Below are 16368 nucleotides of genomic sequence, written 5' to 3'. Positions count from 1 at the left end.
CCCTACTCTGAGATTGGCTCAAGGCCGGGTTTCAGGGCGGCTACAACGTCAGGGATCCCACATTTTGTTCTAACAACTGGGCCAGATCCTGCAGGAAAGCCGCCGCATGAGCCCCGTAGATGACGCGGTGATCACAGGTAAGGTTCACTTGCATCTGGGAGCGGATGGCAATCGCTTTTTCCGGTGTCGCTACTACCGTGGGGCGAGAAGCGCCGATGGCCAAAATGGATCCCTGGTTGGGCGGCAAAATGGCATCGAAGCGATCCACCCCAAACATGCCCAGGTTGGAGAGGGTGAAGGTGCCGCTGGTGTACTCCTCTGGCTGCAGTTGCTTACGCCGCGCCCGCTCCACCAGATCCTTCCAGCGGCGGGAGATCTCATACAGATCCAGCCGGTTGGCTTGCTTTAGGACAGGGGTGATCAGCCCGCCATCCTCCATGGCCACGGCCACGGCGATGTTGATATCCGATTTGTAATGGATGCCGTTTTCTGTGTAGCTGGCATTCAAAAGGGGATGCTTCTCCAGGGTCAGGGCCACCGCTTTGACCAAAAGGGCCGTCAGGGTCACCCCCTTAGGCTTTACCTGTTGGTACAGCTGATCCAAGTTGTCGGTGGTGATGGTGTAGCCGACGTGGAACACTGGCACGCCCAGGCTGGCGTTCATATTGCGCACCACCGCCGCTTGTAAAGTGCTGAGGGGAACCGTTTCTCCCAAGGGGACAGCCGCAGGAGTTGGGGACGTAGGGGCTGGGGCAGAGGGGGCAGCCACTGCAGGAGCGGAAAGGGCCGCTGCCCGCTCCACGTCTTCGGCTATGATGCGACCGTTGGGGCCGGAGCCGCGCACGGTGCGCAGATCGATCCCCAGGCTTTCCGCCAATTTTTTCGCCCGCGGGGAAGCCACGATCCGCTGGGATCCGGCGCCATCCGATCCATTTGGCAGTGTAGAGGTGGGGGTTGCCGCAGGGGCAGGACTTGTCGGCTGAGCTGCAGAGGCGCGGTCTGCGCTAGGTGGAGCCGCAGGGGTAACGCCAGCAGCGAGGGCTTTGGCTTTTTCCTGAGCTTGGGCCACTTCCGCTTCGCTTTCGGCAATCAGGGCAATGGGGGCGCCCACCGGGGCTGATTCCCCTGCCGGCACCAGGATACTGGCCAGGATGCCGCTGTGGAAGGACTCCACGTCCATGTCCGCTTTGTCGGACTCCACCACCAGGATGTTTTCTCCTTTCTCCACGCGGTCGCCGGGGTTCTTAAGCCAGGTGATGATCTTGCCCGTTTCCATGGTGGAGCTGAGGGCCGGCATGGAGAGTTCGTGGATCATCGATGGGGATGGGAACACAGCAGAAGAGATTGTAACTCAGGAGACGGGATCCCCGCGCACGTCCCTGGGCCGGCTTTGGGCTCACCGGGCGCCAGCCGCTTCTGCTTCGGCCACCACCAGCAGGGTTTTCAGCAGGGAATCGGGGTTGAGGCTGATGGAATCGATCCCCGCCTGCACCAGGAAGCGGGCGAAGTCGGGGTAGTCGCTGGGGGCCTGCCCGCAGATGCCGATCTTGCGGCCATGGCTTTTCACCGTCTGGATCACCTGGGCGATCATCCGCCTGACGGCCTCGTTGCGCTCGTCAAAAAGGTGGGCCACCAGGGCTGAGTCGCGATCCAGGCCCAGAGTGAGCTGGGTGAGGTCGTTGGAGCCGATGGAGAAGCCGTCGAAGATCTGGCAAAACGCGTCGGCCAGGATGACGTTGCTGGGCAATTCACACATCACGTACACCTGCAGACCGTTTTCTCCCCGCACCAGGCCATGGCGGGCCATCTCTTCCAGCACCTTGTGCCCCTCTTCCGGCGTGCGGCAGAAGGGGATCATCAAGATCACGTTGGTCAGGCCCATCTCATCCCGCACCCGTTTCATGGCCCGACACTCCAAGGCAAAGCCCTCACGGTAGCGGGGATCCGTGTAGCGGGAAGCCCCCCGCCAGCCGATCATCGGGTTTTCCTCGTGGGGCTCGTAGCGGGATCCCCCCAGCAGGTGGGCATATTCGTTGCTTTTGAAATCCGACAGCCGCACGATCACCGGCTTGGGATAGAAGGCGGCGGCGATGGTGCTCACCCCTTGGGCCAGCTTATCCACAAAGTATTCAGGCTTATCGGGATATTGGGCGGTCAGCTCCGCCAGGCGAGGCTCCTCCTTCACCGCCTGCTCATAGTTGAGCAAAGCCAGCGGGTGGACTTGAATGTGGTTGGCGATGATGAACTCCAGCCGCGCCAGCCCGACCCCATCGCAAGGGATCCCGCTGAGGCCGAAGGCTTTTTCGGGGTTGCCCACATTCATCATCAGTTGGGTGCGGGGACGGGGCAGCTTCTCCAGGGGGATCTCGCTCACTTCATAGGGCAGCAAGCCGGGATAAACCCGCCCTTCTTCTCCCTCGGCGCAGGAAATGGTGATGGGCTGGCCGGAGCTGAGCACCTGGGTGGCGTTGCCGCAGCCAACAATGGCCGGGATCCCCAGCTCGCGGGCGATGATGGCCGCATGGCAGGTTCTGCCCCCCTGGTTGGTGACGATGGCGCTGGCTTTCTTCATGATGGGCTCCCAGTCGGGATCCGTCTTCTCGGTCACCAGCACCTCGCCGGCCTGAAACTGATCCGAGCGGCGCACATCCAAGATAAGGCGGGCTGTACCCTGGCCGATGGCCTCGCCCACCGCCCGCCCCCGCACCAGAGGTTCGGGCCGCACTTCCGGCTGGGTGAAGCGATAGGTGGTCAGCCGGTTGGCCGCTTTTTGCGATTGCACCGTTTCGGGGCGGGCCTGCACGATAAACAGCTCCCCGGTGAGGCCATCTTTGGCCCACTCGATGTCCATCGGCGTGAAATGGCCCCGCTGTGCCGAGTAGTGCTCCTCGATCAAGCAGGCCCACTGGGCCAATTTGAGGATTTCCTCATCCCTGAGGGCATATTGCTTGCGCAGGCTTTCGGGGACAGCCACGTTTTTGGTGGAACGGGATCCCCCCTCGTCGTAGACGAGCTTCAGGGCTTTGCTGCCCAGCTTGCGGGAGAGAAGGGGTCGCAGGCCCCGCTTGAGGGTAGGTTTGAACACCACGTATTCGTCGGGGTTGACGATCCCTTGCACCACGTTTTCCCCCAGACCATAGGCGGCGGTGATGAGCACTGCGTCTTTGAAGCCGGTTTCCGGGTCGATGGAGAACATCACCCCCGAACAGGCCAGGTCGGAGCGCACCATCTTCTGCACCCCCACCGAAAGGGCCACTTGAAAGTGGTCAAAGCCCTTGATTTGGCGGTAGGAAATGGCCCGGTCGGTAAACAGGCTGGCAAAACAGTGGTGGCAGGCGTTGAGCACCGCCCGCACCCCATGCACGTTCAGGTAGGTCTCCTGCTGGCCGGCAAAGCTGGCATCCGGCAAGTCTTCTGCCGTGGCGCTGGAGCGCACTGCCACATCGGTGTCGGGGCCGTAGCGCTCGCACAGCTTCTGGTAGGCTTCCGTGATGGCCTGCTCTAGCTGAGGGGGGAAGGGAGTCTGCAGAATTAAGGTGCGGGCAGCCTTGCCGCGATGGCGCAGGTTGTTCACGTCTTCAATGTCGAGATCCCGAAAGATCTCGCGCAGCTTTTCCTCCAAACCCGCAGAGGCGATGAACTGGCGATACGCATGGGCCGTGGTGGCAAATCCTGTGGGCACCTGGATCCCTTGTGGAGCCAACTGTTGGAGCATCTCCCCCAGAGAGGCATTTTTCCCGCCCACCTGGGCGATATCTCTCAGCCCCACCTCCGTCAGTGGCAAGACCAAAGGCAGCTCTGACAAGAACTGAGGGTCTTGTTGAGGCCGGGATCCCACGGTTGCTCTATCCGACATGCCTCACCTCCCTGTGCGAATTGAACCCCTTGTCCTCGGACGATTGAGCCCATCGCAATCTGCAATCGAGAAATCGATGTTGTGGTGACATCCTCAGGACGATTGCGTGCGAGAGAAAGACTCCCTCTGGGCCAGAAGTCGGCCCGGCTTCTCCCGATGGGCTTTACTCTCACTCTACTGAGGTTTTTTCTCCGGCTGCGATGCCCAGAAAATCGGGAAGAAAGGGCTCAAAAGGGGATGAACCAAACAGGATTCTGGGAAAGCTGCCTCGGCGAAGTTGCCACAAATCTTTGCCCTTTTTTACTTCAAGCAAAAATAACAAACTGCCACAATGAAAAAAGACAGTTTCCGCAACAGGGCAAATCGGTCGGGCATGGAAAGCCACCAGGATCTGCCGGTGGAGGTTCGACAGGTAACGGTAACCGAGAAACAGCAGGGATCCCGGCTGGATCGAGGCTTGGCGGAGCAACTCCCCGATTTGTCTCGCTCGCGCCTGCAACAGCTCATTCGGGCGGGGCAGGTTTGGCTGAATGGGAAGCCCTGCCTGGATAAAAATCGCGCCTTGCAAACGGGGGATCGGATTGAGGTGCGGATCCCGGCGGTTACCCCTTCGAGACTGGAGCCGGAGCGGATCCCGCTGGACATTCTCTACGAAGATGACGACCTGATTGTGCTCAACAAACCCCGCGATCTGGTAGTGCATCCGGCTCCCGGCCATCCCAGCGGCACACTGGTTCACGCGCTGCTGGCCCATTGTCCCCGCCTGTCGGGCATCAACGGCGAACAGCGTCCGGGCATTGTGCATCGCCTCGACAAAGACACCACCGGCGCGCTGGTGATCGCCAAACACGATCAGGCCCACCAGCACCTACAAGCCCAGATCCAGGCCAAAACCGCCCGGCGCATCTACTTGGGGGTGGTGTTTGGCCGGCCGGCCCAAAGCCAAGGCACCGTCTCTGCCCCCATTGGGAGGCACCCGGTGGATCGGCAAAAGATGGCCGTCCTGCCCCCCGGCCAAGGGCGAGCGGCGGTAACCCACTGGCAGGTGCTGGAGCGCCTGGGCAACTACACCCTGATGCAGTTTGAGCTGGAGACGGGGCGCACCCATCAAATTCGGGTTCATGCTGCCCATTTGCGCCTGCCGATTGTCGGGGATCCCCTCTACACCCAGAGCAAAACCAGCCCTGTCAAACTGAGCGGCCAAGCTCTCCATGCCTGGAAGCTCTCCTTTGTTCACCCGCGCACAGGCCAGCCGATGCAGTTTACCGCTCCCCTGCCGGAGGAGTTTGAGCGGCTCTTGCGGCAGTTGCGCAGCCAGGCGGGCTAGGCAGCCTCTGGGGTTTCCCCCTTGCTTTGCCTGGTCATTGCAAACGGCTGTGGAACAGCTGGTTGGTTGATCCCCAGCTCCCCTCGCCCGCAAGGGGTGAGGGTCAGCGGCGAAGGGTCTTCATCTTGTTTGAAACGAGTATGCCCAGTTGTCCCCACACCCGTGGGGGTGAACCCGGCCAGAGAAGAGAATTAAGACAATCTCACATCTGCTGGGATCCCTGAATGGGATGGGTAACACTGAAACTAGGTCGCAGAAGCGGCGCGTAGCGCAATCTCAAGGAGCCGAACATGAGCAAGAGCTTGCTGGAGCAATTGCGACAGATGACTGTCGTGGTCGCCGATACGGGTGATATCAACGCCATCGAGAGCTTTAAGCCTCAAGATGCCACCACCAACCCCTCTTTGATCACAGCGGCTGCCCAAATGCCCCAGTACCAGGGCATTGTCGATGAAACCTTGCTCAAGGCCCGCCAAGAACTGGGATCCAAAGCCGACATCAAAACCGTGGTGGCCCATGCCATCGATCAATTGGCGGTAGCCTTCGGCGTGCGCATTTTGTCCATCATTCCTGGCCGGGTCTCGACGGAGGTGGATGCCCGCCTCTCCTACGACACGGAAGCTACGGTCGCCAAGGCCCGCCATCTGATCGAGCTGTACAAGGCAGCAGGAGCGGATCCCAGCCGGGTGCTGATTAAAATTGCCTCGACTTGGGAAGGGATCCGAGCTGCCGAGATCCTGGAAAAAGAAGGGATCCATTGCAACCTCACCCTGTTGTTTGGCCTACACCAGGCCATCGCCTGCGCCGAAGCGGGGGTGAAGCTGATCTCGCCCTTTGTGGGCCGCATCTTGGATTGGTACAAGAAACACACGGGCCGGGAGAGCTACCCTCCTGCCGAAGATCCGGGGGTGCAGTCGGTGACCCAGATTTACAACTACTTCCGCAAATACGATTTTCCGACGGAAGTGATGGGGGCCAGCTTCCGCAACATCGGGGAGATCATCGAGTTGGCCGGCTGCGATCTTCTCACCATCTCACCGGCGCTGCTGGCGGAGCTGCAAAACACCGAGGGTCACCTGGAGCGCAAGTTGGATCCAGAAAAAGCCAAGCAGATGGATATTCCCCGCCTGGTGATGGACAGAGCCACCTTCGACCAGATGCACCGGGAAAACCGCATGGCCTCAGAAAAGCTGGAAGAAGGGATCCAGGGCTTCTCCAAAGCGCTGGAGGTGCTGGAAAAACTGCTCACCGAGCGGCTGCAGAAGCTGGAGGGTGCCAAGGAAACCATTACCCACGCCGCCCAGGATGTCTTCCGCCTCTACGACCTGGATGGGGATGGCTTCATCACCCGCGAGGAGTGGATGGGGGCAGATCGCGTTTTCGATGCCCTGGATACCAACCAAGATGGCAAAATTACCCCTGAGGAAATGTTGGTCGGCCTAGGGGCGGCGGTCTATCTGAAGAATTAGCCGCTGGCAGCCGGCCTGGGAAAACCTCAAGGTCTATGGGCGAGAACTTTCGCCACATCGGAGACGGGGTGGCCGCCCTGGAGGCACAAGCCCGCCTGTGGATTGCCCAGCGGCTGCAAGGGATCCCTTACGATCCGCCGCCGGGGCCAGCAGCCAGGCAGGTGCTGCATTGGATCGAGACGGATCTGCTGCCGCGCCTGCAGCAAACCCCCCAGGAGCTGGAGAACCTGCTGCATGGGCTAGGGGGCGGCTATGTGCCCAGCGGCCCTTCCGGCGCCCCCACCCGAGGCCGAGTGGACGTGTTGCCCACGGGGCGCAACTTTTACTCGGTGGACATTCGCGCCATCCCCACCCCCACCGCCTGGCAGGTCGGCTCACTGGCCGCCGAGCGGCTGGTGGAGCGCTACGTGCAAGAGCAGGGGGAATATCCCCGTCGCCTGGGCCTATCCGTTTGGGGCACTTCAACTCTAAGAACTGGCGGCGACGATTGGGCCGAGGCCCTGGCGCTCTTGGGGGTCAAACCCCGCTGGGATGGAGGACGGGTGGTGGACATCGAGATCCTGCCTGTAGCGGTTTTGGGCCGCCCCCGTGTGGATGTAACCTTGCGCATTTCTGGCTTCTTTCGCGATGCCTTTCCCAATCTGATTGCCCTGTTTGACCGGGCCGTGCAGGCCGTGGCTGACCTGGAGGAGCCAGAAGCCGACAATCCCCTGCGGGCCCACGTGCTGGCCGATACCCAGTACTGGCAGGAGCAAGGGATCCCAACGCAAGCAGCGGCGGAGCGGGCGCGGCTGCGCATCTTCGGTTCCAAGCCAGGGGCCTACGGGGCCGGCCTACAGGGGCTGATCGAGGCGCAAAACTGGGAAACAGAAGCGGATCTGGCCCGCGCCTACCTCAACTGGAGCAGCTACGCCTACCGGGCCGATGGCGAGGGAGAGCCGGCCCCCGAAGCCCTGCGGCGGCAATTGGCCCACCTGCAAATTGTGCTCCACAACCAAGACAACCGCGAGCACGACCTGCTGGACTCCGATGACTACTACCAGTTTCAAGGGGGGATGGTGGCGGCAGTGCGAACGCTCCAGGGCCGCAACCCGCGGATTTACTTCGGGGATCACGCCCGTCCCCACAACCCTAAGATCCGCACCCTGGCCGAAGAAATCGACCGGGTCTATCGCTCCCGCGTGATCAACCCCAAGTGGATTGCCGGTGTTATGCGCCACGGCTACAAAGGCGCTTTCGAGATGGCCGCCACCCTGGACTATCTCTTCGCCTACGATGTCACTACCCACGCTGTGCCGGATTTCATGTACGCAGGGCTGGCCCGCGCCTACCTATTGGATCCCCAAGTCCAGGAGTTCCTGCGATCCCACAACCCTTGGGCGCTGCGGGACATGAGCGAGCGGCTGCTGGAAGCCCACCAGCGGGGCTACTGGCAAGAGCAGGCCCCAGAGCTGCTGCCCCAGATCGAAGCCTTGATGCTGGAGATGGAAGCCTACCTGGAATCCTGCCCCCCTGTGGCGAAAGAAGGTTAAGTTCTGCTAAGCTTTTCTCATCCAAACCAGTTGTGGAGGGATCCCAGGCCATGAGCAAAGCCGAGCTGTTGCGGGAGATTCTGGGGCCGCTGCTGGAAGACTACCGCTACTGGTTTGAGCGTTCTCGCCGCTTTTTGCAGGAAGAGACCCTGGAATTGATCAGCCCAGAGGAGCAGCAGTCCTTGCTGGAACAGGTTCTGGACGCTCAAGCGGAGATACAGGTGGCCGAAGCGCTTTATCAGGCGTCCGATCAAGAGGTTGGCATCGACCCTGGGCTGATGGCAAAATGGCATCGCCTGCTGATGAAATGTGCCGAATTGGGCCGTCGATTTCGCCAGATTCACCCCTCCTCTGACCTGTGATGCTGCAGATTCTCTACCTCATCGCTTTTGTGGCCATTGCCTTTTTGGCCCTGCGCAACTTGGTTGCCAATGTCATCACGTTGGGCGTGGAAGAGCGCAAGACCTCTCCCCGTCGCGCCCGCCAGCGGATCCCTCACCCAGAGCTGCTGGATGAAGATGGCAACCTCACCGAAGAGCCTCTGCTGGTGATTCGCTCGGCCAGCTTGGAAGAAGCCCGCAGCCGTTTGGAAGATCTCTATTCCGGCTCGCCGGACGAAGACTAGGGGAGTTTCTTGGGCTTCCTCTCTTGGAGGGGCTGCAGTAGCCTGGAAAGGTGCCGTGCGCCATCTGCCCAAGCGTCTGGTGGGCAAGTCAACCGAGATGGGATCCGACTTCAACGTGGAAGCCGTACTGGAAGCGGTGCTCAGCAAGCTGAAGGTTTTGGCGGAAACGGGACAAACCTTTGGCCAGCCGATCACCATTGGCGAGACGATCATCGTCCCCTACATGTCCCTACATTTCGGCTTGGGTGGGGGAGGGGGCAACTTCGGCAAAACTGCTTCTGGCTTTCGCGGCAACGGCGGGGATCCGGCCAGCCTGTTCGGGGGAGCAGGGGGCGGGGTGCGCATCGAGCCGGTTGGCTTTCTGGTGATTCGGGGGGAGCGGGTGGAGCTGCTGACCACCGCCCAGAAGCCCGACCAGTGGAACCAACTCAGCGAGGCCTTGGTACCCCTGTTGCAGCAGTGGCTGCAGACTCGTGCCGGGATCCCATCCGACCGGCCCGGCTAGCCGCGAATGTGAAGGCGGGATCCCTGGGGAGAGGGCTGTACCTCGATGCGGTGGGGGAAAGCATCCTGCAGGCTGGGGATGTGGGTGATCACCAAGATGCAGGCAAAGTCGGGGGCGATGGCGTTGATGGCGGCCAGCAGTTGGGCGCGTCCGGTGGCATCCTGGGATCCAAACCCCTCGTCGATGAGCAGCGTTTGCAGATCGGATCCCGAGCGCTGGGTGAGCAGGCGGGACAGGGCCAGGCGAATGGCGAAGTTGATGCGGAAGGCTTCTCCGCCGGAGTAGGTCTCGTAGGGGCGGGTGCCGTGGGGATCGGCGATGAGAATGTCGAGGGTGTCGCAAGAGCTCCGTCCGGCTACCGAGAACAGCTTGGCCGGTGAGCAATAGCGTCGCCCGGAGCGCTGGGTTACAAATTGCAGGTGCAGGCGGTGTTGGGTCAGGCGGGCCAAGATCTGGTTGGCCTGGGCTTCCAGCTCCGGCAGGACATTTTCGACGATCAGGGCGGGGATGCCGTTGCGACCATAGGCATTGGCCAGCTCTTGGTACACCTGCTGCTGGCGGCGGGCCTGCTGCAGTTGTTGTTCCAGCTCGGCTTGCTCCGCCTGCTGTTGAACCGCCTGTTGTAGCCGTTGCTGGGCAGCCCCTATCTGAGACAGCACCTCATCCAGCCGCCGGCGGTGCTCCCGCAGGGTTTGGCGGATCCCTTCCAGCTGAGCAGGCAAAACCTCGGGATGCTCCGCCAGTTGTTGCTGAAGCCGTTCCAACTCTTGGGTGGCTTGGGCAAAGTGCTGGCGGCTTTCCTGCAGGCGTTGGGATAGGGCTTGGGTGCGGGCTGCCACCTCCGGCAGTTCCTGGCGGGCCACCTGTAGGGCTTGCAGGCGCGCGGGCCAGAGCTGCGCTTGGGCCAGTTCGGCTTTCACCTGCTGGTGCAGGGATCCATCGTAGCCCAGGTGGTTTAACGCCTGTTCCACCTGAGCCAACCGCTCCGCCAGGGGAGAATCCGATCCCACTGGCGGGACGGAGTCCTTGGATCCCACCTGTTGCAGGGTTTCCAGTTGTGCCTGTAGGGAGGCGATTTGCTCCCATAGGTGAGAGCGGCGCTCTTGGGCCTTGCGGAGTTCTTGAGAGCGGCCCAGGGCCCAGCGCCAGCGCTCCAGTTCTCCCCGTTGTAGGGCGTGCTCGCGCTCGTCATAGCCCAGTTGGTGCAGGGCCTGCTGGATCTGCTGGAGCTGTTGCCGAGCTTCTTGAGCGTAAGCTTCCCGGTCAAGGATTTCCCTCAACTCTGCCGCCTCTGCTTGCCAGAGCTGGATTTGCCGACAGCGCTCCTGCTCGGCTTCCCACTGCTGTTGCAATCGCCCTTGAAGGTGCAGGCGCTCATCCCAAGTGGCCAGTTCTTGGCTAAGACGGCGGTATTCTTCTTGCAAGAGTTCGATCTCCCGGTCGGCCACCGCCAGTTGTTCGCGGATAACAAACAGTTCGCCGGCAATTTCCTCTTGACGCTCGCGGTGTTTTTTCAGCACCACATCCCGCAGGCGCGGGCTGAGGGGACGGGCGCAGAGGGGGCAAGTCCAGTTGCGACGGCGTTGCGGAGCCATAAAGCCGGATCCCTGCGGCTCTGCTGTCGGCGTTGCAGGGGATGGCTCGGCAGGCTGGCCGACAGAAGATAGGGCCGGGGATCCCTCCTCTTGTTCTGCTGCCTCCTCGACAAGGGCTGTCACTCTTGCCAAAGTGGGGGTGACCTGATCTCGTTCGCTGCGCGGAGCACTTTGAGCGGAAAACACCTCTTGACCTTCCTCCCAGGTGGTCACCAACAGGCGGCAGCGTTCTTCTTCCTGTTGCCACTGTTGCTGGAGAACCCGCTGGCGTTCCTGGAGCTTTTGCACGAACAGCCGCCGTTCTTGGACTTTTTCCAACACCCGCTGCTGGTAGAGACGCCGTCGCTCCAGCTCTGCCAAGGCGGCCTCTCCTTCGGCGATTTTCTGCTCCAGTTGCTGCTGCTGTTGGGCTAGAGTTTCCTGGCTTTGTAGTTGCTGGCTGAGAAGCTGAACGCGGGCTTGCAGGCGTTCCCGCTCGCGGCGGATTTGCTCTTGCCAATGCTGTTGCTGCTGGAGAAGGACGGCGGCTTGAGCTTGGGCTTGGTTCAGGGCCTGGAGACGCTCTTGAGCTTGCTGGTAGTGGCGCAGGCCGATTTCGATGCGCTCCTGTTCTGCCAGCAATTGGGCATCGGCTTGGGCCTGGGCTTGGCAGGTGGCCAACTCCTGTTGCAGCCGTTGCATCTTGCGCAGTTGCTGCTGTTGCTGCTCTGCTTGCTCGGCTTGCAGCTTTTGGCGTTCTTGGAGCAGATGCTGCTGTTGCTCGAAGAGGTGGTGGAGATGGCGATCTTGGGCCATCAGGGCTTGGTAGCGTTCGTAACCCGCCAGGATGTCTTCACTCTGGGCGATCAGCTCTTCCAACTGGAGCAGGTGCTGTCGCTGGGCACGCCACTGTTGCTCGGTGTGCTGTAGGTTGGTGCCGAGCTTTTGCAAGTGTTGGGTAAGGTGTTGGTGGCGCTCCTGCAGGATGCAGCGATGTTCGTAGAGGCGCTCTAGGGCTTGCAATTCCTGCTGTTGCTGGGCTAGGAGCTGCTGCAGATGAGTTTGCCGTTGTTGGAGTCGCTCCAGCTCAGCTTGGATTTGGCCAACGTGGGCCTGTTGTTGGTTGAGCTGCTGCAGGCGCTCTTGGAGCAGATCGGCTTTGAGTTTGGCACTGCGCGCCTGTTCCCGGCAGCGGTCGGCCAGCAAATCGTACTGCCCCAACTTGAGCATGTCGGCCAAGATCTGCTTGCGCTCGCCGGGACGCTTCAGAGTGAAGGCATCTGCTTGTCCTTGTCGCAGATAGGCGGAGTGAATAAAGGTCTCGTAGTCGAGGCTGAGCTGACTTTGAATGGCCTGTTGGGTGGCGCGCATGCCGCGGCGGGTCAAGCTACGCCAGCGAGGTTGGCCGTCGGTTTCTCCGGTTTGAATTTGCCACTCCAGGGATCCCTCGCCCGATAGATGACGGCTGCGCAGGATGCGGTAGGTTTGTCCTCGGGAGCGGTAGATCACCTCTACCCAGGCTTCGCTGGCCCCCTTGCGGATGAGATCGCTATCGTTGCTGGCCCGGCTTTGCCCCCAGAGGCCCCAGGTGAGGGCGTCGAGCAGGGCGGACTTGCCTGCCCCATTGGGGCCACAGATACAGGCGGTGTGGATCCCGCGCAGATCCAAAACGGCGTGAGCGTAACAGAGAAAATTGTGCAAGGTTAGGCGAACCGGGATCACAGAAAACTCTGAGGGGCTCTGGTTGCTGGAAAAAATGAGGTTGAGCCATTTGATCCAGAGTATCGCGTCAGCGGTGGGGAGCAACAATGAGGAGTGAGAAGTGAGGAGAGAGGAGTGAGGATACTCCCTTCTCACTACTCTCCGTTCTTTTCTCTTTTCTCTCTTGTCTCTCTTGAGAGGGGATCCGATTGCATTAGCCGCTGACACAGTTGGGCAATCTGGGTGGGGCTAGCCTCATCCAGCCAGCGGTGAAAGGCTTGGGATTCCTGAAGGCGGCCCATCAGCAGCGTGGGGATCTGCTCCGGACTGTCCAGTTCCGCCAGCCACTGCCGGGGAAAGCCGGTTGCCGCAGCCAGCTCGTCGGGATCCCGTTGGCCTGCCTGCCACTGTTGCATCAGCCAGTTGACTCGGGCGGGGATCTGCTCCCAGGGGGAGGCAGAAGCGGCCAGGATCAGGGTTCGGGGCTGTACCTGTTGCAGCAGTTGTGCCAAGTCCGCCGGTAGCCAGGGCCAGCGGGCCAGTACCAGCTCTTTCCCTTTGGGTGGTGGAACAAAGTTCTCGGCCTCCTGCCCGTCGTAACAGATGGCCCCCTGCTGCGAATCCGGCAGGGGTTTCTGCCGAAAATCTTGGATCTGTAGGCGAGGGGCGGAAATGGTGGGTGCCTGCCACTCTCCCGCAGGGCGCACCGCCAGCACTTTGCCCTGCCAAGGCTGTCTGCCCCGGTCATCCGCCTCCAACTGTAGGGCGATGTCCAAAGCCTGGCATTTTTGCCAGCGCTCCAGCTCTTCTCCGGCTTGCCAAAACCACAGGGTACGGGATCCCAGCTCAAACTTCAGGTGGCGACCATTCTGAGAAATCCCCAACTTAACGCTGCCGCAGCGAACATTCATCAGGGCTACGACGGGGTTGGGGTTGCCGTGCCCAAAGGGCTGCAGAAGCTGCACCTGCCGATACACCTCATCCAGCTCTGCCACCCCGTCCCGATCCTGAGAGACCAGTAGCTCCCAGTCGAGGATAATCTCCACCGCCAAGGCGCGAGCCTGCTGATCCGGGCTGACCCGCGCGGCCAGCTCCCGCCGCAAAGCCAGTTGTACGGCGGCCAGGCAAGAGAGATCCACTTGGATCCCGGCTGCCATAGGGTGTCCACCTCCCCCCAGCAACAGGGGGCGCACAGCCTCGATGGCCTCCACCAGGTTCACCCCCGGCAGGGAACGGCCCGACCCATAGCCCCGTCCCGCCGCTTCGTCTTTGGCGATCAACACCGTTGGGCAGTTATACTGCTCCACCAAGCGCGCCGCCGCGATCCCCAGAACCCCTGGGTTCCAGCCGGCTTCGGCCAAAACAATGGCTCCTTCTCGGGCCAGATCCATGCTCTCCACTTGTTGGCTGGCCTCCTGGATCACCTGCTGGGTGAGGTGCTTACGCTCCTCATTGAGGGCGACAAAGTGCTGCACCAGGGCCTGGGCGCGCTCTGGATCGGGGGTGGTCAGCAGCTCCACCGCCAGGCTGGCATCTTCCAATCGGCCAATTGCATTCAGCTTGGGAGCAAGGCGAAAGGCAATATCTTGGGCTGTCGGCACCCCCTGGGATTGGCCGTTGTCAACCCGAGCCAGGAGAGCCTGCAGCCCCGGACGCTGCGTCTTGGCCAGCACCGGCAGGCCCCGCTGCACCAAGTAGCGGCACTCCCGCTGCAACACCGCCACATCGGCCACGATTCCCACCGCCACCAGATCCAGGTGCTGCCCGACACCAGGGATCCCCAGTGCTTCGTAAAGCGCCTCCGCCAACTTGTAGGCCACTCCCACCCCCGGCAAGAAGCGCAGCGGATGTTCAGCCGGCAATCGCAAGGGGTTGACCACCGCATAGGCAGCGGGCAAGGGATCCGGCAGCATGTGGTGATCCGTCACGATCACGTCCACCCCCTGGGCTTGGGCCATGGCAATTTCGGCAGCATTGCCCACCCCGCAATCCACCGTCAGGATCACTTGGCAGCCCTGGGCCAGCACCTGCTGCAGCCGTTGAGGGTTGAGGCCGTGCCCTTCGGTACTGCGCAGCGGTATGGTGAACTGGACTCGGAAGCCCAAGGGTTGTAACACCGAGAGCAGAAGACTGGTGCTGGTGACACCATCGCAGTCAAAGTCCCCCCAAATGCACAGGGTCTCTCCCCTTTCCCGCGCCTGTAGCAGCCGTGCCACCGCCCGCTCCAGATCTGGCAGGGATCCCGACGGTGTGGGGGAATAGTATTCGGGATCCGCGAAGGCCCGCGCTTGCTCCCAAGTGTGCAGACCCCGCAGGGCCATCACCTTGGCCGCATACTTGCCGTATTCCCGGCTCAGCTCCAGATTGAACTGGGGGGGAGTGGGCAGCAGCTCCCAGCGGTGCGGAGTATCTTCGCGCCAGCCGTAATCCATGCAAGCTAGGCCGACCCCTTGGCCGACAAGAGTAGAACTTCTCAGGAGCCTATCAAAAACGGCCCAGGGGGGAAATGGATCCCAGAGGAAAGGGCTGGGGATGATGGGCTACCTTGAACCCTACTGGCAGCAGTGAGAAGCCACACAACAGGCGGAAGGGTGCTCGTGATTGTGGGTGGCACAGGCTTCGCTGCAGTAGAGTTGACCTTCGTAGCGATAGCCTTGGCTGCTCTCGAAGCTGCAGTTGCAGTGTTCACAGGCGCAACGGACAAGGGTGCTGGCAGACATGATTTTCTCTCCTTCTTTCTCGTTTTTTCCTAGGGATCCTCTTGTCGAAGATCCGCGTCTCTACACCCTAGCGGTTGCTCGGCAACGATGCTGAAACAAGAATCAGACTCATTTGCGTCTGTAGCCATTCCAAATCACGGCAACACTCCCCTCTCCCTTTGGAACAGAGGCTGGGGGTGAGAGCCCGGGAAACCCTCTCAGATGGATTTGACCGGTCTGCGCGCCCCTTTCATAGCCCTACCTGTCCTCAGCTAGAAATCGCAGGAGCCCCGCCCTCTGTCCGTAGGACGAGGGTCGGGAGGAATGCGGAAGTTATGATAGAACCATGACCCAAGTCCTGACCGTCTCCTGCAAGCTCAAGGTGTCCCAGTCGCAAGCTGCAAAGTTGGATGCGACAATGGATGCCTTTGTGCAGGCGTTGAACTGGGTCAACCAGAACACACCCGAGAAAGTCGCCAACGCCGTTAAGCTCCAGTCTGTGTGCTACCGCGAAATCCGTGCCCGGTTCGGCTTGTCCAGTAACTTGGCCCAGCAGGTCTGCAGACGGCTGGCCGGTGCCCGTAAAGTTGCCCGACAGAAAAACCGCCCCGTCAAAGTGTTCAAGGGTGGCTTCGCTACCTACGATGCACGTATCTTTTCGTTTCGCGAGAAAGACTGGACGGTGTCGCTGACCACGGTTGATGGAAGAGAACGCTTTGAGCTAGCGATTGGCCGTTACCAGAGAGAACAGTTGGCAGGCTCCAACCCCAAATCCGCCACTCTGGTCAAGCGCAAAGACGGTTCCTACTCCATTCAGATCTGTGTGGAAACGGAACCGTGCCCACCGCAACGCACGGACAGAGTGCTGGGGGTGGATTTGGGCAGGACGGATATTGCTCATACAAAGGACTCCGTCCCGCTTGCGCGAACGGAAGGAGATAACTGGCATGGACAGCAGTTGAGCAGAGTCCGAGAGCGCTACTCCCGGTTGAGGGCGGTACTTCAACGCAAAGCCAGTAAGGGCACCCGCAGTTCGCGGCGCAGATGCAGAGAACTGTTGCAACGGCTGTCTGGCAAGGA

Annotated in this window: 11 protein-coding genes and 1 pseudogene; 7 read left to right on the top strand and 5 right to left on the bottom strand. The window is 61.1% G+C overall.

Annotation, left to right across the window (positions count from 1 at the left end; translation table 11 throughout):
- Positions 1-40: 40 nt before the first annotated feature.
- Together ACVWZ1_RS11500 and ppsA are read right to left on the bottom strand one after the other, a co-directional pair.
- Positions 41-1315, bottom strand: a complete 1275-nt coding sequence (locus ACVWZ1_RS11500) for a dihydrolipoamide acetyltransferase family protein (protein WP_457467226.1) — start codon at positions 1313-1315, stop codon at positions 41-43.
- Positions 1316-1396: 81 nt separating this feature from the next.
- A complete protein-coding gene (gene ppsA, locus ACVWZ1_RS11495) occupies positions 1397-3856 on the bottom strand; it encodes a phosphoenolpyruvate synthase (protein WP_414409165.1) in 2460 nt (819 codons plus the stop codon).
- Positions 3857-4229: 373 nt separating this feature from the next.
- On the opposite strand from ppsA, the gene ACVWZ1_RS11490 reads away from it, so the two are divergent.
- From ACVWZ1_RS11490 to ACVWZ1_RS11465, 6 genes are all read left to right on the top strand, one after another.
- Positions 4230-5183, top strand: coding sequence for an RluA family pseudouridine synthase (locus ACVWZ1_RS11490; protein WP_457467225.1), 954 nt, complete (start codon positions 4230-4232; stop codon positions 5181-5183).
- A gap of 290 nt (positions 5184-5473) precedes the next feature.
- Positions 5474-6652 (top strand): transaldolase, encoded by a 1179-nt coding sequence (locus tag ACVWZ1_RS11485; protein WP_457503422.1) that lies wholly within the window; start codon positions 5474-5476, stop codon positions 6650-6652.
- A 35-nt stretch (positions 6653-6687) separates the two neighbouring features.
- Entirely contained in the window at positions 6688-8184 is a 1497-nt protein-coding gene (locus tag ACVWZ1_RS11480) for a cobaltochelatase subunit CobN (RefSeq protein WP_457503421.1), read from the top strand.
- A gap of 50 nt (positions 8185-8234) precedes the next feature.
- Positions 8235-8546 carry a DUF2605 domain-containing protein gene (locus ACVWZ1_RS11475; protein WP_457467222.1) on the top strand — a complete coding sequence of 104 codons (312 nt, stop codon included), beginning with the start codon at positions 8235-8237 and terminating at the stop codon, positions 8544-8546.
- A complete protein-coding gene (locus tag ACVWZ1_RS11470; protein WP_414358210.1) occupies positions 8546-8809 on the top strand; it encodes a DUF2973 domain-containing protein in 264 nt (87 codons plus the stop codon). The genes ACVWZ1_RS11475 and ACVWZ1_RS11470 overlap by 1 nt, the downstream gene beginning before the upstream one ends.
- Positions 8810-8864: 55 nt before the next feature.
- A complete protein-coding gene (locus ACVWZ1_RS11465) occupies positions 8865-9314 on the top strand; it encodes a GerW family sporulation protein (RefSeq protein WP_414358213.1) in 450 nt (149 codons plus the stop codon).
- Here the strand turns inward: ACVWZ1_RS11465 and ACVWZ1_RS11460 are convergent.
- The 3 genes from ACVWZ1_RS11460 to ACVWZ1_RS11450 all read right to left on the bottom strand — a co-directional run bounded on the left by ACVWZ1_RS11460 (position 9311) and on the right by ACVWZ1_RS11450 (position 15309).
- The gene (locus ACVWZ1_RS11460; RefSeq protein ID WP_457503419.1) at positions 9311-12610 is read right to left on the bottom strand and encodes an AAA family ATPase; all 3300 of its coding nucleotides are present in this window, start codon (positions 12608-12610) and stop codon (positions 9311-9313) included. The two genes, ACVWZ1_RS11465 and ACVWZ1_RS11460, sit on opposite strands and share 4 nt — an antisense overlap.
- A 134-nt stretch (positions 12611-12744) precedes the next feature.
- Entirely contained in the window at positions 12745-15021 is a 2277-nt protein-coding gene (gene recJ, locus ACVWZ1_RS11455; protein WP_457467220.1) for a single-stranded-DNA-specific exonuclease RecJ, read from the bottom strand.
- A 120-nt stretch (positions 15022-15141) separates the two neighbouring features.
- Entirely contained in the window at positions 15142-15309 is a 168-nt protein-coding gene (locus ACVWZ1_RS11450; protein ID WP_083757636.1) for a hypothetical protein, read from the bottom strand.
- A gap of 325 nt (positions 15310-15634) precedes the next feature.
- Here ACVWZ1_RS11450 and ACVWZ1_RS11445 point away from each other — a divergent pair.
- A pseudogene (locus ACVWZ1_RS11445) lies at positions 15635-16368 on the top strand (RNA-guided endonuclease TnpB family protein); the annotation flags it as partial.

The organism is Thermostichus sp. MS-CIW-25, assembly GCF_054060015.1.
Note: the sequence above shows the minus strand (reverse complement) of the source record. Positions and strands in the feature narration are given on the sequence as shown.